The organism is Streptomyces sp. ME02-8801-2C (assembly GCF_033793965.1).
Taxonomy (GTDB): Bacteria; Actinomycetota; Actinomycetes; order Streptomycetales; family Streptomycetaceae; genus Streptomyces.
This window is the reverse complement of sequence record NZ_JARAXP010000003.1, coordinates 454,304-478,583: the sequence shown is the minus strand read 5'-3', so window position 1 is coordinate 478,583 and position 24,280 is coordinate 454,304. Positions and strand designations below refer to the sequence as shown.

At 71.8% G+C, this 24,280-nt stretch carries 18 protein-coding genes; 7 read left to right on the top strand and 11 right to left on the bottom strand.

The window, feature by feature from the left end; translation table 11 throughout:
* Nucleotides 1-183: 183 nt before the first annotated feature.
* Nucleotides 184-1,584: a cytochrome P450 gene (locus PV396_RS11200; RefSeq protein WP_319203159.1), complete on the top strand. Its 1,401-nt coding sequence runs from the start codon at nt 184-186 to the stop codon at nt 1,582-1,584.
* A gap of 412 nt (nt 1,585-1,996) precedes the next feature.
* Here PV396_RS11200 and PV396_RS11195 read toward each other — a convergent pair whose 3' ends face one another.
* The 5 genes from PV396_RS11195 to PV396_RS11175 are packed head-to-tail and all read right to left on the bottom strand — an operon-like array spanning nt 1,997 to nt 6,957.
* Complete coding sequence (locus tag PV396_RS11195) at nt 1,997-2,878, bottom strand: SDR family oxidoreductase (RefSeq protein ID WP_319203157.1); 882 nt, start codon at nt 2,876-2,878, stop codon at nt 1,997-1,999.
* The gene (locus PV396_RS11190) at nt 2,875-3,906 is read right to left on the bottom strand and encodes an acyl-CoA dehydrogenase (protein WP_319203155.1); all 1,032 of its coding nucleotides are present in this window, start codon (nt 3,904-3,906) and stop codon (nt 2,875-2,877) included. Before PV396_RS11190 ends, PV396_RS11195 begins: the two co-directional genes overlap by 4 nt.
* A 9-nt stretch (nt 3,907-3,915) precedes the next feature.
* Nucleotides 3,916-5,061: an acyl-CoA dehydrogenase family protein gene (locus PV396_RS11185; protein ID WP_319203153.1), complete on the bottom strand. Its 1,146-nt coding sequence runs from the start codon at nt 5,059-5,061 to the stop codon at nt 3,916-3,918.
* A 3-nt stretch (nt 5,062-5,064) separates the two neighbouring features.
* Nucleotides 5,065-5,829: an enoyl-CoA hydratase family protein gene (locus tag PV396_RS11180; RefSeq protein ID WP_319203151.1), complete on the bottom strand. Its 765-nt coding sequence runs from the start codon at nt 5,827-5,829 to the stop codon at nt 5,065-5,067.
* A 36-nt stretch (nt 5,830-5,865) separates the two neighbouring features.
* Complete coding sequence (locus PV396_RS11175; RefSeq protein ID WP_319203149.1) at nt 5,866-6,957, bottom strand: NAD(P)H-dependent flavin oxidoreductase; 1,092 nt, start codon at nt 6,955-6,957, stop codon at nt 5,866-5,868.
* Between the two features lie 162 nt (nt 6,958-7,119).
* Here PV396_RS11175 and PV396_RS11170 point away from each other — a divergent pair, with 162 nt between their 5' ends.
* Both PV396_RS11170 and PV396_RS11165 read left to right on the top strand, forming a co-directional pair.
* On the top strand, nt 7,120-7,998 hold the full coding sequence (locus PV396_RS11170; RefSeq protein WP_319203147.1) for a CoA transferase subunit A: 879 nt from the start codon (nt 7,120-7,122) through the stop codon (nt 7,996-7,998).
* Nucleotides 7,995-8,750 carry a CoA-transferase subunit beta gene (locus PV396_RS11165; protein WP_319203145.1) on the top strand — a complete coding sequence of 252 codons (756 nt, stop codon included), beginning with the start codon at nt 7,995-7,997 and terminating at the stop codon, nt 8,748-8,750. Before PV396_RS11170 ends, PV396_RS11165 begins: the two co-directional genes overlap by 4 nt.
* Nucleotides 8,751-8,788: 38 nt before the next feature.
* Here PV396_RS11165 and PV396_RS11160 read toward each other — a convergent pair whose 3' ends face one another.
* Nucleotides 8,789-9,688, bottom strand: a complete 900-nt coding sequence (locus PV396_RS11160) for an amidohydrolase family protein (protein ID WP_319203142.1) — start codon at nt 9,686-9,688, stop codon at nt 8,789-8,791.
* Nucleotides 9,689-10,122: 434 nt separating this feature from the next.
* Between PV396_RS11160 and PV396_RS11155 the strand changes: the two genes are divergently transcribed.
* Nucleotides 10,123-13,998, top strand: coding sequence for a glycoside hydrolase family 2 TIM barrel-domain containing protein (locus tag PV396_RS11155; protein ID WP_319203140.1), 3,876 nt, complete (start codon nt 10,123-10,125; stop codon nt 13,996-13,998).
* A gap of 87 nt (nt 13,999-14,085) precedes the next feature.
* On the opposite strand, the gene PV396_RS11150 is transcribed toward PV396_RS11155, so the two are convergent.
* Together PV396_RS11150 and PV396_RS11145 are read right to left on the bottom strand one after the other, a co-directional pair.
* Entirely contained in the window at nt 14,086-15,831 is a 1,746-nt protein-coding gene (locus PV396_RS11150) for a SpoIIE family protein phosphatase (RefSeq protein WP_319203138.1), read from the bottom strand.
* Nucleotides 15,832-15,951: 120 nt separating this feature from the next.
* A complete protein-coding gene (locus tag PV396_RS11145; RefSeq protein WP_319203135.1) occupies nt 15,952-16,356 on the bottom strand; it encodes a DUF5997 family protein in 405 nt (134 codons plus the stop codon).
* A gap of 67 nt (nt 16,357-16,423) precedes the next feature.
* Between PV396_RS11145 and PV396_RS11140 the strand changes: the two genes are divergently transcribed.
* Nucleotides 16,424-17,164 carry a LysR substrate-binding domain-containing protein gene (locus tag PV396_RS11140; RefSeq protein WP_319203133.1) on the top strand — a complete coding sequence of 247 codons (741 nt, stop codon included), beginning with the start codon at nt 16,424-16,426 and terminating at the stop codon, nt 17,162-17,164.
* 40 nt (nt 17,165-17,204) lie between these two features.
* Here the strand turns inward: PV396_RS11140 and PV396_RS11135 are convergent, their stop codons facing one another.
* Nucleotides 17,205-18,668 (bottom strand): lipase/acyltransferase domain-containing protein, encoded by a 1,464-nt coding sequence (locus PV396_RS11135; RefSeq protein WP_319203131.1) that lies wholly within the window; start codon nt 18,666-18,668, stop codon nt 17,205-17,207.
* 308 nt (nt 18,669-18,976) lie between these two features.
* Between PV396_RS11135 and PV396_RS11130 the strand changes: the two genes are divergently transcribed.
* Nucleotides 18,977-20,854 carry a helix-turn-helix transcriptional regulator gene (locus PV396_RS11130; RefSeq protein WP_319203129.1) on the top strand — a complete coding sequence of 626 codons (1,878 nt, stop codon included), beginning with the start codon at nt 18,977-18,979 and terminating at the stop codon, nt 20,852-20,854.
* 240 nt (nt 20,855-21,094) lie between these two features.
* Here the strand turns inward: PV396_RS11130 and PV396_RS11125 are convergent, their stop codons facing one another.
* Nucleotides 21,095-21,781 (bottom strand): HAD family phosphatase, encoded by a 687-nt coding sequence (locus tag PV396_RS11125; protein ID WP_319203127.1) that lies wholly within the window; start codon nt 21,779-21,781, stop codon nt 21,095-21,097.
* Between the two features lie 269 nt (nt 21,782-22,050).
* Here PV396_RS11125 and PV396_RS11120 point away from each other — a divergent pair, with 269 nt between their 5' ends.
* A complete protein-coding gene (locus PV396_RS11120; protein WP_319203125.1) occupies nt 22,051-23,076 on the top strand; it encodes a lactonase family protein in 1,026 nt (341 codons plus the stop codon).
* Between the two features lie 110 nt (nt 23,077-23,186).
* On the opposite strand, the gene PV396_RS11115 is transcribed toward PV396_RS11120, so the two are convergent.
* Nucleotides 23,187-24,107 carry a hypothetical protein gene (locus PV396_RS11115; protein ID WP_319203123.1) on the bottom strand — a complete coding sequence of 307 codons (921 nt, stop codon included), beginning with the start codon at nt 24,105-24,107 and terminating at the stop codon, nt 23,187-23,189.
* Nucleotides 24,108-24,280: the final 173 nt, after the last annotated feature.

Here is a 24,280-nt window from a genome sequence, read left to right as displayed (position 1 = left end):
GCGGAGGAGTGGAGAGGAAGTGAAGGCCTCGCGGGGGCCGTGTGGAATTGCCTGCGGTAAATTCGCGAACGCGGGTCGCGCCCCCGTTGTTACTGCGCTGTACCCCTGAGGTAGGGTCCCCCCGTTTCCAACTACCGGCTGAACGTAGTCCGGTACGGGGAGTGTTGGAGGGGCGGCGAGACGATGAATTCTCAGTGGGCCGACGGCGGATCCGTGGACCTGGACGGCACACGGCTGGAGGAGCTGACACCTGAACCGCTGCTGACCAGGGACTACGAGACGCGCCCCTCGCTCGTGTACGAACGGCTGAGGCAACAGCACGGCCCGGTCGCACCGGTCGACCTGCTCGGCGTGCCCGCCTGGCTGGTCCTGGGCTACCAGGAGTCGCTCCAGGTCCTCCAGGACGACGACGGGTGGCCGAAGGGCCTCGAGAAGTGGCGGGCCCGCTCGGAGGGCCGGGTGCCGGCGGACTGGCCGCTCGGACCTTCCCTCGAGGTCAACCATGTGCTGATTCAAGGCGGTCCCGGCTACCGCCCGTTGAGGGCCGCGTGGGACGTGGCGCTGAAACCGTTCCAGGACCCGGGCCACCCCCAGGCGCGGGCGCTGAAGAGGGCGGTCACGGCCTACTCCGACGAACTGATCACGTTGATGGGGCAGGGCGGTGGCACCGGCCTTGCCGACCTGTCCGCCCAGTTCTCCCGGCCCCTGCCGCTGATGGTGGCCAGCCGTCTGCTCGGTTTCCCCGGTTCGCAGGGCGACGACGCGCTGATGGACATGTGGCGGGTGCTGGACGCGGGTCCGGACGCGGAGCCCGCCCTGGAGCGGCTGCTGGCGACGCTGGCCGAGCTGGCGGAGGCGAAGCTCAGGACACCCGGCGACGACTTCCCCTCGTACCTGATAGCCGCGCACCCCGGACTCTCCGTCGACGAACTGGCCCGGGAGCTGTTCATGCTGCTGGGCATGACCTCCGACCACGTCGGCATCCTCGTGTCCAACACGGTGGTCGAGGTCATCTCGGGCGAGGGCACCGTGCGGGCCAGCCTCTCCGCGGGCATGGTCAGGGAGACCATGAACCGCGTGGTCATGCGCAAGCCGCCGCTGGTCAACTTCGTGCCCCGCTTCGCGGCGAAGGACACCCGGCTGGGCAACTACACGATCCGCGCGGGCGACCCGGTGTGGGTCTCCTCCGCCGCGGCGCATGCCGACCCACTCTTCGCCAAGAACGTGTGCCCGAGCACCACGGTCAGCACCCGGGCCCATCTCTCCTGGGGCGCCGGCCCGCGCCAGTGCCCGGCGCGCGAACTCGCCTCGACGGTCGCGGCGGTCGGAGTGGGCCGCCTGTTCGAACGGTTCGTCAACCTGGAACTGGCCCTCCCGGTCGACCAACTCCCGTGGCGCTCCTCGCCGTTCATGCGAGGCCTGCGGTCTCTGCCCGTGCGGTACGAACTCGCCGCGCTGCCCGAGCAACGGCTGGCGTACGACCCGGCGACACAGCCGGCCGAACCGGAACTCCCGGACCCGTCGGCCCGCCAGCGCTCCTCGCTGTGGCGCTACCTGACGGGCCTGATCCGCACCGGCCGTTGAACGAGGACGACCTCCCCCGGCGCTGCTGGACGCGCGCCGGGGGGAGGCGAAGCACCCTGGCCTGGTGGCCTGGTGGCCTGGTGGCCTGGTGGCCTGGTGGCCCGGTGGTGCGGTGGTGCGGTGGTGCGGTGGTGCGGTGGTGCGGTGGTGCGGTGGTGCGGTCGTCCGGTGGTCCGGCGGTGATGCCGTCGCCCCATGTTGTGGTCGCTCGGGCGGCGCCCGTCTGAGCCGCCGGCTCAACGAACCGCTGTCCGACCAAACCACCGGGGGTCAACTGCATCGCGTCGCCGGTTCCGGTTTGCTGGCCGCTGGCCGCAGGCCGCAGGGCGCCAGGGGAGGGGGCCGGGGGTCCAACTCCCCGCGCTCACCTGTTCCCGCTCCCGCTCCCGCTGCCGCGCACGCGGCTCGCCGCTCAGGTGCCGTACACCGGTGCAGGTAATGGCGCTTCGGCGAGCAGACCCCGTACCGCCGGACCGACCTCGGTCGGCGTCCAGCGGCGGTCGCGGACCCGCCGCGGCCCGTGCTGCCAGCCGTCGGCGACGCCGATCACCCCACCCTCGGCCTCGAAGACGCGCCCGGTGACGTCCGCCGAGTCGGCGGAGGCCAGCCACACCACCAACGGGGAGACGTTCGCGGGGTGCGGGGCGTCGAAGCCGGACTCCGGTGCGCGCATCTGCTCGGCGAACGCCTCGACCGCCTCCGTCATCGGGGTACGCGCGGAGGGGGCGATCGCGTTCACGGTGACGCCGTACCTGGCCAGTTCGGCGGCGGCGATCACGGTGAGGGCCGCGATGCCCGCCTTCGCGGCGCCGTAGTTGCCCTGGCCGACGCTGCCCAACAGCCCGGCACCCGAGCTGGTGTTGACAACCCGGGCGTCGACCGCCCGACCCCGCTTGCTCAACTCCCGCCAGTACGCGGCAGCGTGCCGCAGTGGTGCCGCGTGCCCCTTGAGGTCGACTTTCAGGACCAGATCCCAGTCCGCCTCGGTCATGGAGACCAGCATCCGGTCGCGATTGATGCCCGCGTTGTTCACCAGCGCGTGCAACGTGCCGAACTCGTCGACGGCCCGCCCGACAAGCCGCTCCGCGTAGCCCCAGTCGCTGACGTCACCGAGATCCGCGACAGCGATGCCACCGGCCGCCACGATCTCCTCGGCCACCGACTTCGCCGTCTCCCCGAGGTCGTTGACGACCACGCGTGCACCTTCGGCGGCCAGCGCTAGGGCATGTTCGCGCCCGAGCCCCTGTCCCGCGCCGGTGACGACGACGATCCGGTCCTGGCAGATTCCGTTCACGTGCCCGCCCCTTCTCTGACGATGTCCGCCACCCCGGTGAGCCCGAGCCGCCGGGCGATGGACTCACGGTGCTGTGCGGGACCGCCCCAGTCCGAGGCCAGGGCCCAGGCCCGCTTGGCGTACAGATGGAGGTCGTACTCGGTCGTGTAGCCCATGGCGCCGTGGCACTGGATCGCCGTACGGGCCGCCTGCCGTGCCGCTTCCGAGGCGAGCACCTTGGCCATCGACGTCCGTACGGCGGCCTCCGGGTCCCCCGCCGCCTGCGCCCAGCCCGCAGCGAGGACCGCCGGCCGGGCGAACCGCACCGCCAACTCCACGTCGGCCAAGGCGTGCTTGACCGCCTGGAACGAGCCGACCGGGACGCCGAACTGGTGCCGCTCCCGGACATGGGCCACGGTCAGTTCGAGCATCCGCTCAGCGAGCCCGACCAGCAGGGCTGCCGTGGCCAGCACCCCGCGTCCGTAGGCGACGGCCAACTCGGCGGGCCCCTCGGCCAGCAGCAGTCCGCCGCCCACGGGCGTCCGGACCCGGGCCAGTCGCCGGGAGCCGTCCACCGAGCCGACGGGGTCGATCTCCACCTCGTCGCGCGCGTACAGGCGCAGTCCGTCGCCGACGGGTACGGCGATCAGGTCGGCGCGCGCGGCGAAGGGGACCGGGGCCCCGGGGGCGAGGGACACCGTGAGCAGCGCCGAGCCGCTCAGTACGGCCGGGAGTTGCGGAGAGCCCGCAGCGGCGAGCAGGGGTGCGGCCACGGCTATGGTCTCGGCGGCGGGCACCGGCAGTCCGCTGCGGCCCAGGGTCTCCATCAGCGGCGGAAGCGCGTTCTCGTCGAGGCCGAGACCCAGGTTTTCGGGTACCAGCGGGCCGGTTACACCAACCCCAGCCAGGGTGCGCCACACGGCATCGACGCTCTCGGCGCGGCCACCCGGCCACCCCGCCCGGATCTGTTCGGCACCGGCCTGCTTGGCCAGTACCTCTCCGGCGGCCTCGGCGAGAGCCGCGTCCCGTTCGGCTACGGCGAAGCGCATCGCGTCCGGTCACCTCCTCGGCAGGCCGAGCAGCCGCTCGGCGACGATGTTGCGCTGGATCTCGTTGGTCCCGGCGTAGATGGGCCCCGCGAGGGAGAAGAGGAAGCCTCGGCTCCACGGTCCGTCGATCTCGGCTTCGGGCCCGAGCAGTTCGGCGGCGCTCTCGTGCAGGGCGATGTCGAGCTGGGACCAGAACAGCTTGTTCAGGCTGGACTCGGCGCCGACCTGCCGCCCCTCGACGATCGAGGTGACCTGTTCCAGGGTGAACAACTCGTAGGCCTGGGCCTCGATCCACGACTGCACGACCCGGTCCCGATGCGCCACCCCCAACCCCGCCTCTGCCCCGTTGGCCCGCGCCAGGTCGAGCAGCCGGTCGGCGGTGTGCAGAAAACGTCCTGGGGAGCGCAGCGTCAGCCCGCGCTCGGACCCGGTCGTCGCCATCGCGACCCGCCAGCCCTCCCCGACCCCGCCGAGCACCTCGGTGTCCGACACGAACACGTCGTCGAGGAAGACCTCGGCGAACCCCTCGTCGCCGTCGAGGCGTTCGAAACCGCGGACCGTCACCCCGGGCGCGTCCAGCGGAACGAGGAAGTACGTGAGCCCTCGATGCCGCTCCGCCTCCGGATCCGTACGGAACAGACCGAACAGGTGTGTGCAGAAGGCGCCCCGGGTCGTCCAGGTCTTCTGGCCGGTCAGCCGCCAACCACCGGATGTCTCGTCACGGACCGCCCGGCTGCGGATGCCGGCGAGGTCACTGCCCGCTCCGGGCTCCGACCAGCCCTGCGCCCACAGATCCTGGGCGGCGGCCATCCTCGGCAGGATGCGCCGCTGCTGCTCCTGCGTACCGAACGCGAAGACGGTCGGAGCGAGCAGGAAAATGCCGTTCTGGGTGACCCGGGCGGGTGCGCCGGCCCGGTGGTACTCGTCCTCGAAGACCAGCCACTGCCACAGCGAGGCGTCCCGGCCGCCGTACGCCTCGGGCCAGGACACGACCGACCAGCGGGCCTCGAACAGCGCCCGTTCCCACTCCAGATGGGCGGCGAACCCCTCGCGGGTGTCACCGGACGGCAGCGGAGTCGTCGGCACGTTCGCCGCGAGCCACTCCCGTGCCTCCTGCCGGAATGACTCCTCCTCGGGGCTCCAGGTGAGATCCACGGCTCATCCTTCCCCGTCCGTACGGCCACCGAAGGTGTCGCGGACCTCGGCGGCGATCCCCGAGAGGTTGATCTCGAAGGTGAAACCCTGTTCGTAGCGGTAGCTGCGCTTGACGTCCCACAGGTCGATTCCGTTGAAGGCTTCCTTGGCGGCGCGGATCACCGCCGGGTTCTTCCCGGCGATGTCGGCGGCGACCGCCAGGGCCCGGTCCCGCAACCGGTCGGCCGGGACCACGTCGAACACCGAACCGAAAGCGTGCAGTTCGGCGGCGGACGCGGTGGCGCAGGTGTACATCATCGCCCTGGCCCTGTGCTGAGGGACGAGACGGGACAGATGCGTCGCGGCGCCCAGCGCACCCCGGTCCACCTCGGGCAGCCCGAAGTAGGCGTCCTCGGCGGCGACGATCACGTCCGAGTTGCCGACCAGGCCGATCCCGCCGCCCAGACAGAAGCCGTGGACCGCGGTGATCACCGGCACCGCGCAGTCGTAGACCGCGGCGAACGCGGCGAAGCAGCCCCGGTTCACCCCGATGACGGCGGCATGACCGGTGTCGGCCTGCAACTCCTTGACGTCCACACCGGCGTTGAAACCGCGCCCCTCGGCGCGCAGCAGCACCACCCGTACGTCCGGGTCGCGGCCGAGCCGTTCGACCGTCCGCGCCAGCTGGTACCAGCCTCCCACCGGGAGGGCGTTGACCGGCGGACAGTCGACGACGACCTCGGCTATCCCGCGCCCGTCCACGGTGGCCTTGATGATGTCGGTGCCCATGGGTTCTCCCAGTGTCGGGGGGGCGGTCGGCCGTGGTCACCGTTTTGCTCCGCCGGTGGTCAGTCGGGTGAGGACGGCGTCGGCCTCCATGACGATGCGTTCGACGAGTTCGGCACAGCTGGGCAGGTCGTCGATGACGCCCGCGACCTGGCCGGAGGCGAGGGTGCCCAGGTCCGTCCGGCCGTCGACCATGCTCGCGCGCAGCATCATCGGGGTGTTCGCCGCCATCACGACCTGGGACCAGCCCAGTTCGTGACCGCGCCGCATGGCGAGCCCTTCGCGGACCAGGTCGGCCCATGAGGTGCCGGAGATCTTCCGGAACGTGACGGCGTGCCGCAGGGAACGGACCAGTCGCGCGGGTGCCCGTTCCCGCAGGAGCCGTTCCACCGCTTCCGTGCGCAGTACCCGCTGGGGTATCCCGTCGAGGACTGGGGTGACGACGGTGTCGGCGACGCCCCGCTTGAGGTACTCGGCCTTGACGGAGTCACGCACGGTGCTGTCGCTGGTCAGCAGGAACCGTGTGCCCATCGCGATGCCCACGGCCCCCTGGGCGAGCGCGGCGACCAGCCCCCGCCCGTCGCGGAACCCGCCGGCCGCGACGACCGGGATGTCTACGGCGTCCACGACCTGCGGCAGCAGGATCGAGGTGGGTACGCCCCCGGTGTGACCGCCGCCCTCACTGCCCTGCACGACGACCGCGTCCACCCCCCACGCCTGCACCTTCTCGGCATGGCGGCGCGCGCCGACCGACGGGATGACGACCAGCCCGGAGTCCTTGAGTTCGCGGACAACGCGTTCATGGGGCGCGAGAGCGAAGGACGCTATCTTCACGCCCTCGCGCACCAGGAGGGCGCCGCGCTCCAGGACATCGGGGGAGTCGCCGCGCATGTTCACGCCGAACGGCGCGTCGGTGCGCTCCCGGACGGCGCGGACGGCGTCCCTGGTCTCGTCGAGGGAGAGCGTCGCACTGGCCAGGATGCCCAGCCCACCCGCCGCCGCGGTGGCCGCCGTCAGCTCCGGGCCGGACACATACCCCATGCCGGTCTGCACGATCGGGTAGCGGACGCCGACCAGGTCGCACAGCGCGGTGTGCAGGGCGGGATGGACGGGGGCGGTGGGGGCGCTCATGCCGGATCTCCTTCTCGCGTTGTCGCGCCGCGCGCCGGGGCGGTGAGTCCCGGCTGCCGAGGGGTTGTCGGTCGACGAGGGGTTGTCGGTCGAGCCAACGTAACCTAACAATTGTTTGCTAGGTAAGACTCCGAACGGGTGGCGGCGCGGGAGGAACAACTGATGGGTGACAAGTCGATGTCCCTGGCGGACTTCGCGGGCACCGTCGAGTCGGGCATGACGATCGGTGTCGGCGGGTGGGGATCGCGCCGCAAACCGATGGCACTGGTACGCCAACTCCTGCGCACGGACGTGCGCGACCTGACCGTGGTCACCTTCGGCGGGCCGGACGTGGGGCTGCTGTGCGCGGCGGGCCGGGTCCGCAAGCTGGTCTACGGCTTCGTCTCGCTGGACAGCATCGCCCTCGACCCGCACTTCCGCGCCGTGCGCGAGCGGGGCGGCGTGGAGACCGCCGAGTACGACGAGGGCATGTTCGTCACCGGTCTGCGGGCCGCCGCGAGCCGGCTGTCCTTCCTGCCGACCCGAGCCGGCCTTGGCTCCGACGTCCTCACGATGAACCCCGACCTGGTGACGATCGCCTCGCCGTACGCCGACGAGGAGTACGTCGCGATGCGGGCGCTGCGGCTCGACGTGGCCCTGGTGCACGTCAACCGCGCCGACCGGGCCGGCAACGCCCAGTACCTCGGCCCGGACCCGTACTTCGACGATCTGTTCGCGATGGCGGCCGACCGCTGCTACGTCAGCACCGAGCGGATCGTGGAGCCGGCGGACCTGCTCGCCGCCGGACCGGCCCAGTCACTGCTGATCAGCCGGCTCTTCGTCAACGGCGTGATCGAGACACCCCGTGGTGCCCACTTCACCTCCTGCGCACCCGACTACGCGCGGGACGAGGCCTTCCAGGCGCACTACGCGTCGGCGGCGCGCGACGCCGACTCCTGGAAGCTTTTCCACAAGACCTTCCTCGACGGCGACGAACAGGCCTACCACGAGGCCGTCGCCGAGTTCCACGCCCACCGCGAAGAACAGGGGGAGGGGCGATGACGGAGATCACCCGGGCCGAGGTGTGCGCCGCCGCCTGCGCCGACGCGTGGCGCGATGCCGGGGAGGTGCTCGCGCACACGGCCGGTGTGCTGCCCTCGATCGGGGCGCGGCTCGCCCGCCTGACGACCAGCCCGGACCTGGTACTGACCGACGGCGAGGCCTACTTCATGAGCGATCCGCCACCGCTCGGCCGGACAGCGGCGGACGGGGGCGTCGTCGAGGGCTGGGTGCCCTATCGGCGGGTCTTCGACGTCGTCGCCAGCGGCCGGCGGCAGAGCATGATGGGCGCCAGCCAGATCGACCGGTACGGGAACCAGAACATCTCCCTCATCGGCGACTGGCGTCGCCCCACCCGCCAACTCATCGGCGTACGGGGCGCTCCCGGCAACACGGCCAACCACCGCACCGACTACTGGGTGGCCAGACACACCCCGAAGGTCTTCGTCGAGAAGGTCGACGTGGTCTGCGGGGTGGGCAACGACCGGGCGCGCGGCACGAAAGGGCTGCGCTTCCACGACCTGGGCGTGGTGATCACCGACCTCGCGGTCCTCGACTACGGGGACGACGGACGGCTGCGGGTACGTTCGCTGCATCCCGGCGTCACCGCGGCGGACGTGCAGGCGAACACCGGCTTCGAACTCGACGCGAACCGCGCCCCCGCGACCCGGCTGCCCGACGAGACCGAACTGCGGCTCATCCGCGAGGTGGTCGACCCCCACGGCCTGCGTGAGCGCGAGGTGAGCGTGAGGTGAGCCGGGGCGCAGGGCCGTAGAACCTCAGGTGCCCCGGGTCATCTCCCGGTGAGCAGCCGCCGCGGATTGGCGACCCGGAAGGCGTACGCGGCCGCACCCCCCAGACCGAACCCGGGGTTCAGCGGCGGCTGCGCGTAAGGCCGGTCCGAGCCCTGGACGACGGCCTCGGCGCCCAGGGCCCGGACGGTCGCGTCGACGGCGCGAGGGCCGTACGACGACGTGTCGACGAAGACGCCCGGGTCCACGTCCGCCTCCGCGCCACCGCCCCGGGCGGCGAAGCGCTCCCCGTGCAGCGGGGCGAGCCCGGCCAGCAGGGCGAAGCACACGCGCAGGCCGGGATGGCGGGGCCGGCCGAAGGCGCGGAAAGCGAACCAGGCGGCGTGCATCTGCTGGACGTAGGGAACCATCGCCGGCCACCAGCCCGGTCCCGCAGACTCGGCCGGCGCCGGTCCGGGATGGACGAACAACGGCAGGCCGCGCTCCTCGAGCAGGTCGAGGAGCGGGGCGCACCGGGCGTAACCGGCCGCGTCGGCAAGGGCGTTCGCCGGGAGCTGGAGGCCCGCGAACCCGCGGTCGAGGTCCTTGGCCGTCGCGTTCGCGTCGACGTCCCGCACACAGGCGGCGGCCCACGCGCTGAACGGTTCCGGAAGGGCCGCCGAGCCCTCGTGATACGCGTCCAGCAGGGGCCGGGCCGCGGCGGCGGGCAGCCACTCCACGCCGATCGGGGAAGACAGTGAGACGAGCACCCGGCCGAGGCCGTCGGCGGCGGCGAGTTCGGCGCGGCCGGCGATGTTGTGGTCGGCGGGCGGGACGTCGAAGGGCGGCTCGCCGTGGAGGTGCAGGGTCCAGCCGTCCAGGAACGGCGGTTCGCGGCGGGCGCGCAGGGCTGCCACCAGCGAGGGGGTCCACAGATGCTGGTGCACGTCGACGCTGGTCATGCCGTTCCTCCCGCCGGGGCTGACGATTCTCCCAGGAGCGCGTGCGGTGCGCCCCCGGACGTCGTCGCACCCCAGGATGCCCGTGCCCGGCCGCCATGTCGTCCACCCTGTCCGACATCCGAGCGGCCGGGGCCTGGACCAACGCACGCGTACCAGGGAAGTCCTGTCGAGTCATCAGGATCAAACAGAGTCCTACAAGATTCTTGCTTAGGCTGTGTTCGAAGTCCTAGGGTGAGCCTGGCTCGGCAGCTCCCACTGTCACCAGCAGTTGTGTGCTGACCCCATAGCAACTCCCGCACCGCCCAGGTGGATTGAGCCGCCACCGATGACCACAGCGCTGCCGGATTCCGGGTCGGTTTGTCAACAGTAACGAACATGATCTGACGCGCCCTCAGTCCGTGCATCGCACAGTCGTACCGAGGAAGGCCACGGTCATGCCGCACCCCCACGAGTTCGCCGTCAGCCGCCGCCGTCTGCTGGAAGGAGGAGCCGCCGTTCTCGGCGCGCTCGCCCTGTCCGGCACGGCGGCCGCCCACCGGGCCACCGCCGCGGGCACGGCCGAGGCCACCCCAGAGTGGAACGGCCACATCGACGTCTTCCGCGTCGGCACCGAACCCGCGCACACCACGCTGATGCCCTACGCGACCGTCGCACAGGCCCTCGCCGCCGACCGCACCCACTCCCCGTACCGGCAGAGCCTCGACGGCACCTGGAAGTTCGCGTACGTCGACCGTCCCGACGACCGGGCGAAGGACTTCTACCGCACCGACGTCGACGACCGTTCCTGGGACACCATTCCCGTCCCGTCCGCCTGGCAGCTGCACGGGTACGACAGCCCGATCTACGTCAACATCGACTACCCCTGGTGGGGCGCCAACGGCCGGGGCGAGGAGGCGCAGCCGCCGGCCGCCCCGACCCGCCACAACCCGGTGGGCCAGTACCGCCGCACCTTCACCCTCCCGCGCGACTGGGCGGGACGCCGTACGTTCCTCCACTTCGAGGGCGTCAAATCGGCCCACTACGTATGGATCAACGGCACACTCGTCGGCTACCACGAGGACTCCTACGACCCCTCCGAGTACGACATCACCCCGTACCTGAAGCCGGGCGCCAACCAGATAGCCGTGGAGGTCTACCGCTACTCCGACGGCGACTGGCTGGAGGACCAGGACATGATCCGGCTGAGCGGCATCTTCCGCTCGGTCTACCTCTACTCGACACCCGCCGTACGCCTGCGCGACTTCCGCCTCGACACCCCGCTGAGCGACGACTACACGGCCGCCGAACTGTCGGTCACCGCGAACGTGCGGGACTACGGAGGCAAGGGCGCCGGCCAGTACTCCGTCGAGACCCAGCTGTACGACGCCGGCGGGCACCCCGTCTGGTCGCGTCCGCTCCAGCAGACCGTCGGGCTCGGCGCCGGCGAGGAGAAGTCCGTACAGGCCGCGAAGGCCGTGCCCGCGCCGCGTCTGTGGTCGGCCGAACACCCGAACCTCTACACCGCCGTGCTCCGGCTGCGCGACCCCGCGGGCAAGGTCATCGAGACCCTCTCCCACCGGGTGGGCCTGCGCGAGTTCGCCCTGAAGGACGGGCTGATGCGCATCAACGGCAAGCCGGTCTCCTTCCGGGGCACCAACCGGCACGAGATGCACCCCGTCCATGGCTCGGCCCTCACCCGCGCCGACATGGTCGAGGACATCGGCATCATCAAACGGCTCAACATCAACACCGTCCGGACCTCGCACTACCCGAACAACCCCCTATGGCTGGAACTCGCCGACGAGTACGGCCTGTACCTCGTGGACGAGACCAACCTCGAGACCCACGGCGTCCGCGGCGAGTACCCCGGCAACCACGCCGAGTGGACCACGGCATGTGTGGCTCGCGCCCAGAACATGGTCCACCGGGACAAGAACCACGCCTCGGTCGTCATCTGGTCCCTCGGCAACGAGGCGGGCGGCGGCACCACGTTCAACGCCATGTACGACTGGATCCGCTCCTACGACACCACCCGGGTCATCCAGTACGAGGGCGACGACCGCCCCGGGATCAGCGACATCCGCTCCGAGATGTACGACAGTCCCGCCCGCGTCGAGCAACGGGCCAAGGACACCAACGACACCCGGCCCTACGTGATGATCGAGTACTCGCACGGCATGGGGAACTCGAACGGCAACTTCAAGAAGTACTGGGACCTCGTCCGCCGCTACCCGGTCCTCCAGGGCGGCTGGATCTGGGACTTCGTCGACCAGGCCCTCAGCTGGCCCACCCCGACGCGCAAGCTGCTCACCGAAACCGGGCCCAACGCGCTCCACGGCGAGATCATCGCCCCCGCCGGCACCTTCACCCGCGACCAGGGAGTCTCCGGCGGCACCGTCTTCGCCCGCGACAAGAGCCTCGACCTCACCGGCTCCCTGACGCTGGAGGCGTGGATCACCCCGCACTTCCTCGGCTACCACCAGCCCGTCATCGCCAAGGGCGACACCCAGTACGCCCTGAAGCAGTCGGACCGGGGCCTGGAGTTCTTCATCTACGGCGGCGGCCAGTGGATCAGCGCGTACTGGTCGCTGCCCGCCGACTGGACCGGCAAGGAGCACCACATCGCCGGTGTCTTCGACGCGGCGGCCGGCACCCTGACCCTCCACGTCGACGGCGTGGTGCGGGCCACCAAGAACACCACCCAGCGGCCCAGCAACAACACCGCCTCCCTCGCGCTGGCCACCGACATCGACAACCCCACCCGCGAGTTCAGCGGCACCATTCGCCGGGCCCGCGTCTACGCCCGCGCGCTGACCGCAGCCGAGCTCGCCTCCGAGAGCCGTGGGGCCGGTGACGAGGGCGTACGGTTCTGGTTCGACGCCGCCACCGCCGGCCTCACCGAGAAGAAGCCCCGCGACAAGACGTTCTACGCCTACGGCGGCGACTGGGGCGACAACCCCAACGACGGGGCCTTCGCCGGGGACGGCATCATCACCGCCGACCGCCGGCTCACCGGCAAGTCCGCCGAGGTCAAGCGGATCTACCAGGCGGTGCAGATCGCGGCGGGCTCGGCACCGGGCACGGTCACCCTCACCAACGAGTACCTCTTCACCAACCTCCGTGAATTCGACGGACGTTGGGAACTGGTCGCCGACGGAAGCGTGGTCCGGCGCGGCAAGCTGACCCGGGCCCAACTGGACGTGGCGCCCCTGTCCAGCAAGACCATCACGGTGCCCTTCGAACTGCCGGACGACCCGGCGCCGGGCGCGGAGTACTTCCTGGAACTGTCCTTCACCACCAGGCAGAGCACGAAGTGGGCCAAGGCCGGCTTCGAGGTGGCCCGGCAGCAACTCGCCCTCGACGCGGCAAGCCCCGCCGTCACGCCGAGGCCGCTGACCAGGGTCCCGGCACTGCGCCACGAGGACGGCGACACGTCGGTCACCGTCAGGGGCAAGGCCTTCTCGGTCACCGTCGACAAGGCGACCGGCGTGATCACCTCGTACAAGGCAGGCGGTACCCAGCTGATCGAGGCCGGGCCCACCCCCAACTTCTGGCGGGCGCCCACCGACAACGACCGGGGTAACGGCCAGCACACCCGCAACCAGATCTGGCGCGACGCGGGTACCCGGCGGGCCGTGACCGGTGTGAGCGTGCGCGCTCTGCGGGACCGGGCCGTCGAGATCAAGGTCGCCGGCACCCTGCCCACGACACCGGCATCGACGTACACCACGACCTACACCGTCTTCGGCAACGGTGAGATCAAGGTCGACAACACCCTGCACCCGGGTGCCGCCTCGCTGCCGTACATCCCGGAGGTCGGCAACATCCTCCTCCTGCCCGGCCGCCTCGACCGGCTGCACTACTACGGCCGCGGCCCCGAGGAGAACCACTGGGACCGCAACAACTCCACCGATGTGGGCCTCTACTCCGGCACCGTCGACGGGCAGTGGAGCGGCTATCTGCGCCCGCAGGAGAACGGCAACAAGACCGACGTCCGCTGGATCGCCCTGACGGACCGCAAGGGCACCGGCCTGCTGGTCAGTGCCGAGCCGCTCCTCGAGGTCAACGCCTCGCACTTCACCCCGGAGGACCTGTCGGTCGGGGCCCGCCACGACTACCAGCTCACCCCGCGCGACGAGGTCGTCCTGCGCGTGAGCCATCGCCAGATGGGCGTCGGCGGCGACAACAGCTGGGGCGCGCACACCCACGACGAGTACAAGCTGTTCGCGGGCCGCGACTACTCGTACAGCTACCGGCTGCGTCCCCTGACGGACGTCGACGAGGCGATGGCGGCCTCACGCCGGCCCACGGCGGTGGAGTTCACCGACTAGCACGGCCGAGCGCCACTTCCGGCCGCTCCGAGGGCGTCACCCTTTCGCCAGGGTGGCGCCCTCAGCCGACCTCGTAGTCCCCAGCCGTCAGTTCGCCCGGGAACGGGCCGCCAGCACGGCGATGTCGTCCTCGGCGGGGGCGTCCGCGAGCTGGGCCGTAACGTCGTCGAGGATGACGTCCAGGGAGGCGCGCGGGGACAGCCGCAGCCGGGTGAGGCGGCGCAGCGACACGTCGATGTCCTCGCCGCGCCGCTCCACCAGGCCGTCCGTGTAGAGCAGGAGCACACAGTCCGGGACCGTCGGGTGGGTCAGCGTCGTGTAGCTGCCGAATCCGGTGCCCAGGGGCGGGCCGGACGGGACGTCGACGAGGGCGACCCTGCCGTCCGGGGAGAGGACGGCGGGCGGGAGGTGACCGGCGTTCGCGTAGGACACCGTGCGGTGGACGGGGTCCTCCAGGGCCAGCAGACAGGTGGCGACCCGGTCGAACCCGGAGTCGGCGACCGTGCGATCGGCGTGGGTGAGCACCAGGTGCGGGGGAAGGCCCGCCAGGGCCAGGGCGCGCAGCGCGGAGCGATAGTGGCTCATGGCGACGGCGGCCTCGACCCCGTGCCCCATGACATCCCCGATGACGAGCAGGTTCCGCCCGTCGGGCAGGGGCAGACTGTCGAACCAGTCGCCTCCGATGAGGGCCACGTCGTCGGCGGGAAGATAGCGGAACGCGGTCGGTGCGCGCGGGTTCGGGGGCCCGGAGATGTCGGTGAGCAGCGCGTGCTGGAGCTCCAGGGCCATGCTGTGCTCACGGGTGTGCAGGGCGGCCCGTTCCAGGGCGCCGGCGGCCCGCTGCGCCAGCTCGAGGGCCACCGACACGTCGTCGACCGTGAAACCGGGGGAGTCGAACGCCCGCACGAGGGAGAGGGTGCCCAGCGGGCGCCTGCCCGCGATCAGGGGCAGTACGAGAACAGAGTGGATGCCGAGGCCCTGGTATGCGTCGGCCCCGTCCGCATGCACCACTCCGGACTGCTGCTCCTGCCCAGGGACACCGTTGCTCAGCCAGGGGAGCCCCGCGTCCAGGCACGCGCGGATCTCGGTGCCCGGCGGATAGTCCAGGATGTCGCCGACACCGGCCAGGGCGAGCACGGCGTCCTTGATGCCGGGCACCGCCGCGAGGGCCGCCCGGCGCAGCCGCAGCACTCCCGGGGGCGGCAGGTGCGGGCCGGCCTTCCCCTCGAGGTTCAGCTCGACACCGGCCGCGTCCGCCAGGTCCGGCACCATGAACCGGGCCAGCTCGACGCAGGTCGCCTGCACGTCCGAGGTGGTCCCGATGCGCGCGGTGGCCGTGTCCAGCAGTGTCATCCGGCGGTGCGCGCGCTCCAGCTCGTCGACGTGCTGCTGCGGGGCGCTGATCTCCAGGAAGATCCCGGCGAGTCCGAGAACGCGGCCCCGCTCGTCCTGGAGCCGGTGGTAGGTGGCGTGAAAGGCACGGCGGGTGAAGGGCGAGTCCGCGCGGGTGTGCCCCGTCCCGACGAGCTCACGGGGCTGCCCGTCGTACAGCACCTGTCGCAGCACGCCCTCGGGCCGGTCGACGTCCGGCGACGCCTCGGCCAGCGTCCGCCCCAGCAGCTCCTGCTCCGACAGGCCGCTGATCCGGACCATGTGCGGGTTGACGTAGAGGAAGCGCAGCTCCGTGTCGAGGATGACGATCCCGGCGGCCGTGCCCTCGACGAGCTGACGCAGCAGCCCGTACTCCCCGACCAGCCGCGGCAGGTCCCCGGCGGCCGGCCCGGCGAGCAGCGCCTCGACGTCGTCGAAGAGCAGCGGCCGGTAAGCGTCCATGGCCACCGCACCTCTCGTCGTCGTGGCGCTTGCCGTACGGCAGAGACAATGATCGGCGAGACGGAGGCGCCGCGCACGTCGGGACCACCGACGGGCGCGTCCGGTCTCCCGGGAACCGTCCTACCTACCCTGCTGCTGCCGCTTCGCCTGCTGGTCCTGATGCAGCTCCTTGACGCGCGCAGCCTCCTTGCGCACGTCGACGTGCACGGAGCGCTCCTTGCGGAGCCACTCGGGGTCGTCCTGCTTCAGGGCGTCGATCTGCTCGGTGGTGAGGGCCTCGGTGACCCCGCCGCGGGCCAGCCCCGCGATGGAGACGCCCAGCTTCGACGCGACCACGGGACGGGGGTGCGGGCCGTCGCGCCGCAGGTCGCGCAGCCAGGCCGGCGGGTCGGCCTGCAGCGCGGTCAGCTCGGCGCGCGTGACGACACCCTCCTGGAACTCCGCGGGGGTGGCCTGGAGGTACACACCCAGCTTCTTCGCCGCGGTCGCGGGCTTCATGGTCTGGGAGGTCTGGTGCGTCGTCATGCGGTCAAGAATATCGAGCGTATGAACCGGCGCCGACCACGACGGACGGGGCAGGTAGCCTGGCGCGGTGACTGGCTCGGAAGATTCCCCCGCGTTTCGGCTCGCGTACGTCCCGGGAGTGATCCCCGCCAAGTGGGTGCGGATCTGGAACGAGCGGCGAACCGACGTCCCCCTGACCCTGCTCCAGGTGCCCGCCGCCGACGTCGGCGCTCTGCTGCTGACCGGAGACGCCGACGCGGGCCTCGTACGGCTGCCGGTCGACCGTACGGTGCTCAGCGCGATCCCTCTCTACACCGAGACCTCGGTGGTCGTGGTCCCCAAGGACCATGTCGTGGCCGCCGTCGACGAGGTGACCGCCGAGGACCTCGCCGACGAGATCGTGCTGCACCCTCTCGACGACACCCTCGCCTGGGAGAACCTCCCCGGCCGCCCCGCGCTCGAGCGCCCCGCGACCACCGAGGACGCCATCGAGCTGGTGGCGGCCGGGATCGGTGTCCTCGTCGTCCCCCAGTCCCTCGCCCGCCTCCACCACCGCAGGGACCTCACCTTCCGCCCGGTCACGGACGCGCCCGAGTCCCAGGTCGCCCTGTCGTGGCCGGAGAACCGCACGACCGACCTGGTCGAGGACTTCATCGGCATCGTGCGGGGCCGCACGGTCAACAGCTCACGCGGCCGCCGCGAAGAACCCCAGCCCAAACAGCCCAAGCCCAGGAAAACCCCGAACACCACAGCAACAAAGGGCAGAGCAACAGGCAAAAACCCCCGATCCAACAGCACCCGCCAGAACAAACCCCGCCGCGGCCGCTAAGAAGGACCGAGCCCTGAAGATTCGCCCGGACCGGACGTCGTCAGAGGCGCGGGGAACTGCGCGACAAGCCCCCACCGGCCCGCACCCGAAAACCGTCTACCCCCCCGGCGCCAGGCAGCACCGCGAAGCAGTCCTGAACCGGGTCCGCCACAGGCGAACCCGACTCCGCTGCGATCTCGACGTCGTACAGCCCGACCGGCAGCACACCCCGCCCCTCATACCGCCCGGCGGCCACCTCCCCCAGCACCAGAGAAACCCTCTCACCGTCCTCCCGTGTCACCGCGGCGAGCAACCGCCGCGGCGGCCGTCCGCCGCCCACGACCCGGGCACGCAGAACCGCCGGCCCCGTGTCGACGTACGCGTCCTCGACCTCGCTGCTGATGGCCGGCGGCGCCACCCGCGCGACCGAATCCGACGCCCCGCCCACGTCCAGCGGCCCGGGCGACTGGAGACGGACCAGGGGTTCGAGGAGCTGGCCGGTCAGTACGCGCGGCGACTGAAGGGCGCTGTGCGCCGCCGGAACGAACCGGCAGCGATCCTCCGGCAGCGCGGGCGGCATCGCCGACACTCGGGGGACCACACCGTCCCCGTCCGCCAGAACCGGCGGCACCAGCGCTCCCGGCGGCTCGGCCGAGCAGACCACCCCGTGGCCGTTCCAGCGCGCCGACTGGAGTGTGCCGCTCTGCCGGGTGCCCACGAGAGGCAGCGTCACATGCTGGTGCGCGTACGCCGGAAAGTTCTCGGCGTTGTACGCCGCTGCCGCCGCGATCTCCCGGTGGAAGCCCAGGCCGTCGCCGACCAGATCCCGGCGCACCCCCGGCAGCGGCGCCGCGTCCTCGATCCGGATGTGGCCCGCCCCGGTGTCGATGACCGAGTAGACCGGCAGAAGCTGGTGCACCGAGGGGAACCCTCGCGCCAGGCTCCGTACGCCTGGCAGCGGCCGGAAGCCGCCGGTGAGCGTGTCCAGCGCGCGCACCGAGCCGCGGTGCGGGGTGCCCAGGGTGATCAGCGCCCGGCAGTCCCGCCAGCCGCCCAGCACCTCGACGTAGTAGCGGGCGATGAGACCACCCATGCCGTGGGCGATGACGACGGCCTTCGCGTCTCTTGCGCCGGTCCGCTCCCGGAACTCGGCGACGTGCAAATCGATCGTCTCGGCCAGCCTGCGGGCGTGCACCCGGTTGTCCAGCCGCCAGTCGTACGGGAACGTCAGCAGCCCACCGCCGGGACCGTCCGTCACGGCGAAGTGCCCGCGCACCCAGTCGACGGTCCGCGCGTACCCCTTGGTCCGCGACAGGCCCGGCAACACGGCGACGTCGGGAAACAGCCGTGACGCCCTGACCGACGAGGTGTCACCGGGCAGCGTCAGCGGATGCCGGGCGGTGTCCGGATCCCTCAGCTCCGCCAGGGACTGGAGCAACGGCTTGCCCGGCGCCCACAGCGGGCCCGTCGGCCCGTCCAGGACACTGCCCAGGATGCCCGGGACCAGGACGATCGGATGTCTCACCGGACAACGCACGGCTCTGCCCCCGGAATCCGGATGTGGAGGCCCCAGGTGCCCACCCCCGTGGAGCACCCGGGACCTCCGCCTCGATACCTCGGACCAGTACCGAGGAGACAGGGAAGACACGGAAGGCGGGAGAGAGTCCCCAATCTGATCCTCAATGTTTTCTCCGTACGTTCGACGGGACGCTCCGTACGCCTTTTGGGTCAGCTTTGTCCGAACTCGCCGACAAGGGGAGAGATCCGGTGTTGCCAGGGCATATTTGGCAACACCGAGCAACAAGCGGGCGAATGCATGCAGTTGGGGGTCGCATGGACGACACGGCGAACGGCGTGACGCGGGAAACAGGAGAATCCGGGGAACCGGGGGAGTCGGGGGAGTCCGGGGAATCGGTGCGGTTCGGCCGGGAGTTACGACGCCGACGCCTCGCCGCCGGACTCTCCCTCGCCGATCTGGCTGGGCTCGTGCACTGCAGCCGGGGCTACCTCAGCCGTATCGAGAACGGTCATCGCCGGGTCACCCGCGAACTCGCCGAAGGATGCGACGACGCACTGGACGCCAAGGGACAACTCCTCGACCTGGCAGCCGAGTTACGCGGCGACACCGCCGACGTACCGCCCGCTCGGGCGACTTCGGCCCGGCGCACGTCGTCGCCCCGCACCGCCGTCGCCACCGCGGCCCAACCCTCCCGATACGGCGCCGAGTTCGACCGGCTGCTGCACCGCGGCGACACCAGCTACCTGGCCGGGCGCATGGAGGAGGCGGACGCGTACTACCGCCAGGCGTACCAGTGGGGCGCGGACAACCCCGAGGCACAGGCCGTGGCCGTCGTACGGCGGGCCCGTCGCTGGTCCGACCCCGGCCGCGTCGACCACGAACTCCTGCACCTCGTACGGGAAACCCTCGCCGCGCTCAGGACGCGCGAGGGCAGTGAGGCGGCCGGGATGCGGCTGCGGCTCGGCGCGCATCTGGCAAAGAAGCTCTCCATGTCCGTCAGCGAGGACACCGCCTGGCCGGGCGCCGGGCCCGAACGCGGCGCCGACCTGGCCCGGCGGACCCTCGAGGGGCTCGCCACCGGCGGCCAGGACGACGAGACACGCTGCGAGGTGCTCACCGAGTGCCGGTGGGGCCTGTATGACTTCGTCCCGGCCATCGAATCGCTGACCATCTCCCTCCGGCTGCGGGACTGCGCCCTGCGCGCCCGCTCCCCGTACTTCCTCGGCGAGTCCCTCGTCGCGCTCGCCATCGACCAGCTCCGCGTCGGCCGCGTCCACGGCGCCACGGGAACGGTCGCCGAACACCGCAGGCACGCGGCCCGTACGCGCAGCACCCTGGCGCGCTGGCAGCAGTGCACCCTGGACACCCTGCTCGACCTGTGGTGCGGCCGGTTCGACTCCGCCACCGACTGGATCTTCGGCGAGTCGCGGGAGATCGTCGCGGGCCTGGAGGCGGACCTCGCCGTACCCGCCGACACCTTGCTGCAGACCCGGCTGGGCCAGGTGTACTGGCTGCTCAGGGAGCAGGGCAGGATGGCTGAGCTCTTCAGCTCGGGGCTCGCCGACGGCGTCGAACGGCACGGGTACTTCCCTGTCTGGCGGGCCGGGTTCGCGCTGGCCCGCTGCGAGGTCGGCGACCATGACGAGGCGGCCGACCGCCTGCTCGCCTTCCTCCGCGAGACCGCCGACTGCGCCTCCCTGCCGCCGCACGGCTGGTCCGTACCGGCGCTGGTCCTCCTCGCGGAGGTCTGCGCCGGACTCGACGCACGCGGCGGGTATGACGCCGAACTCGCGCGCGCCGTACCGGTGCTGCGCGAGGCGCTCGCCCGCAGACCGGCGGGGATCGCGCTGGCGGGCTGGCCTGTGGTGCTGGTCGGCCCGACGGAACGCGCCATGGGCCTGCTGGCTCTCGCCGAGGGCGACACGGCGACGGCCCTCGGCCACTTCCACCAGGCCGAACGCCTGGTCGTCGGCAGCTCCCCACCTCAGACGGCCCGCCTGAGAGCGGACGAGGCCCGGGCCCTCCTGCGCCAGAAGGACGGCGCCCGCCGCCCCGAGGCGGTGGGGCTGCTCCGCGCGGCCCTGGCAGGAGCGGAGACGAACGGAATGCGGCGCCTGGCCGCAGAATGCGCCGACCTGCTCACAGCACAGGCCCCGACCCTCCCCGAACAACAACTTCGACCACGGCCCTGACGGGTGACCCGACCCAGGCCGACTTGACGACTCCGACCGAGCGGTTGGCCCGCGTTGTGGGGTGGGTCGGCTGGGTTGTGTCTGCGGCTCGGTGGGGGTTTTCGCGCAGTTCCCCGCGCCCCTGGAGTGGGAGCGGCTGCTCGCGCGTCTGCGGCTGGGCGTTGCCCACGGCCCGCGCGTCCCGTTCCACCTCACCCCGCTGCGGGCAGTCGTGCCGCTGGATCGGGCCCGGTCCGGGCCCTACCCCCTGCGGACCAGCCAGTCGTATGTCGTCCTCGCCGTGAACTCCCGTTGGCCACCCCGCAGGAGCAGCTCCGCCGTCGCGAACTCGGGGGCGTCCGCCTGTGCTGTCAGGTACGGGATCGCGATACAGCGCATGCCGGCCGCGTGCGCGGCGGCGGCGCCCGGTGCGGCGTCCTCCAGGACCACGCAGTCCGCGGGGGCCGCGTCGAGGCGGCGTGCGGCCTCCAGGAAGACGTCCGGTGCGGGCTTGCCCCGAGCGACCTCGTCGGAGGACACGACGGTCCGCAGATACGCGTCCAGGCCCGTACCCGCCAGGATCGCGTCGATGGCTCGCAGCGTGGCACCCGAGGCCACCGCCATGGGAACACCGTCCCCCGCCAGCAACTCCACGAACTTCCGCATCTCGGGATAGACGGAGGTGCCGGCCCGGGCCAGCTCCAGATACCGGCGGTTCTTCTCCGCGAGCAGTTCCTCGACCGGCGCGCGCAGCCCGTACCGCTCACGCCAGAGGGCGACCGTCTCGCGCATGCTGATGCCCACGGACTCCTCCTGGTCGGCCCAGGTGAAACCCGTGACGCCGTACGCGGCGAGCGTCTGCCGGCTTGCTTCGAAGTAGTTCGGCTCGCTGTCCACGAGTGTTCCGTCGAGATCGAAGATGACCGCGGTGGTGCCAAGAGTGCTCATGGCTCTCAGGATGACAAAGGGATGAGGAACGGGGCCGTCGCGGGCCACGACCCGCGCCACCCGCGCGCACGGCCGAACGGGAACCGCCGTTGGGGCGCGTGCGACTCCCGGTCGCGCCGCCCGTGCATCCACTCAACCCCGTACGCGCCCATAAGCGCCCTGCGCACCGGGTACTCGCGTCCCTTCAGCGACTACCGCGCCCGCGAGATTGGTCTAGACCGATAGGGTACTGTCGCCCCGACCGATCCGGTGGCCGGGAGGGGACGACAGTGGGGCAACAGCGAGCGTTCATCGGCTCGTTCACGGCGGCAGGCGGCCCAGGGGTGCTCATCGCCGCCGTGGACGACGACAGCGGCGCGCTGACCGTGCTCGGCGCGACGGACGACCTGCCCGACCCGTCGTATCTCGCCCTGGCCGCCGACGGAGGCATGCTCTACGCGGTCAGCGAGACCGTGGAAGGCACGGTCGCCGCCTACCGGGTGAGCGGCGACAAGCCCGAACTCGCCGGGCCGCCCGTGCCGGTCGCCGGCAGCGGGCCCACCCACCTCGCTCTCCTCGCCGGGCATGTACTGACCGCCAACTACGGCTCCGGCAGCGTCTCCGCGGTGCCCGTCCACGCCGACGGCACCCTCGCCGACGCCGCGTCCGACGTGCGCCGACACCAGGGCTCGGGCCCGCACCCGACCCGTCAGCGCGAGCCGCACGCCCACCAGGTGCAGCCCGACCCGAGCGGCCGATGGGCCGTCTGCGTCGACCTCGGCACGGACTCCGTGCACGTGTACGCCCTGCGCGACGGCACCCTCGTACCGCACCTCGAGACCGCGCTGCGCCCCGGCTGCGGGCCGCGTCACCTGGCCTTCCACCCGGACGGCTCGTACGCGTACGTGCTGAACGAGCTCGCCCCGACCGTCACCGTCTGCCGCTGGGACGCCGCCGAGGGCCTGTTGACGCCCCTGCGTGAGACGCCGGTACTGGCGGGAGCCCCGGCCGGCGACGCCTACCCCTCGGGCATCGTCGCCTCGCCCGACGGACGCTTCGTGTGGACCGCGACACGCGGCCAGGACGTCGTGTCCGTGCTCGCCGTCGACGACGCCGGAGCCGCCCTGCGGCTGGTGGACACGGTGCCGTGCGGCGGCCACTGGCCCCGCGCGCTCGCCGCCTCGGACGGCTTCCTGTACGTCGCGAACGAGCGCTCCGGGGATGTGACCTGGTTCGGCCTCGACCCAGACACCGGCATCCCGCGCCGGGCCGGTTCGGTCGCCGTACCGGCCGCCTCCTGCGTGGTCTTCGGCTGAGCCGACGCCCCACGTGGCCCACGGGCCGGACACGCCGAGGGCCCGCTCCGGGCGAGGAGCGGGCCCTTCGGCGTACCAGATGCCTTCGCCGTACGGGGATGCCGTCGGCGTCAGCGGACCGGGGCGCCCTGCGGCTGCTGCGGGGCGATGCCCAGCGCCGTCGTGTACTTGGCCAGCGCCAGCTTGCCGATGGCCGGGTAGGGGCCGAGCGCGTCGGAGGAGGCGCAGCCCGCCTCCTTGGCCGCGGCCTCCAGCAGGCCGGCGTCGATCTCCGGGCCGATCAGATAGGGAGCGAGCGCGAGATTCTGCGAGCCCGAGGCGCGCAGCTGCTCGGCGATGGCCGCGATCGAGCCGTCCTGGTCGAGGGCGGCCGCCATCACCGGCACGGCGAGCCGCGCGGCGAGCAGCATGCCCGTGATACCGGCCGCCTGCACGGCCTCCTCGCCGCCCACGGAGGCCAGGATGATGCCGTCCGCGGCGGTCGCCACGGTGAACAGACGGGCCCGGTCGGCGCGCGCGAGGCCCGCCTCGGACAGCCGTACGTGCAGGCCCTCGGCGAGCAGCGGGTGCGGGCCGAGGACATCGGTCAGGTCGGCCGCGATACGGCTCTCCATGACGGCCTGGCGGACCTGGCGCAGCAGCGCGTTGTCCGGACCGGCGAGCAGCGGCACGACGACGGCCACGGGCCCCTCGGGCTGCTTGACGTCGACACCGGCGGCAAGGGCCTGCTCGTAGCGGGCGGTGCGCTCCTGCGCGGAGTGCGTGAGCACGGACTGGAGCGTGGGGAACTCCGCGTCGTCACCGTCGAGGTACCCGATGCGGGCGTCGAGGCCGGGGAGCTCGGAGCGGGCGATGCTCACGACCTCCTCGGCGAGGCTCCGCGTGGCGGGGCTGGGCGCACCCGGCACCGCGAGGACGAGCGCAGGCGCCCCCTCGGGAGCCGCCAGTGGCTCGGGGCGGCGGTGCCGGCCCGGCTGGCGGGGGCGCGGCATTCGTACTGGCAGGCCGGCGGGCCCAGTGGGGGAGCTCATGGCGCCGCATGTTACTGGCTTATTGGGCTCCCTTGTTCGGGGAGGGGGCAGGTGAGCGGTATCCGTCCGCTTTTGTCTGATGAGTTACGTACGGAGCGGAAGCGGTCGGTACGTGATGACTTCCCGGCCGGGGCTTTGCCTGTTTGTGTGGGCTCCGGTGTGTGCCAGTAGGG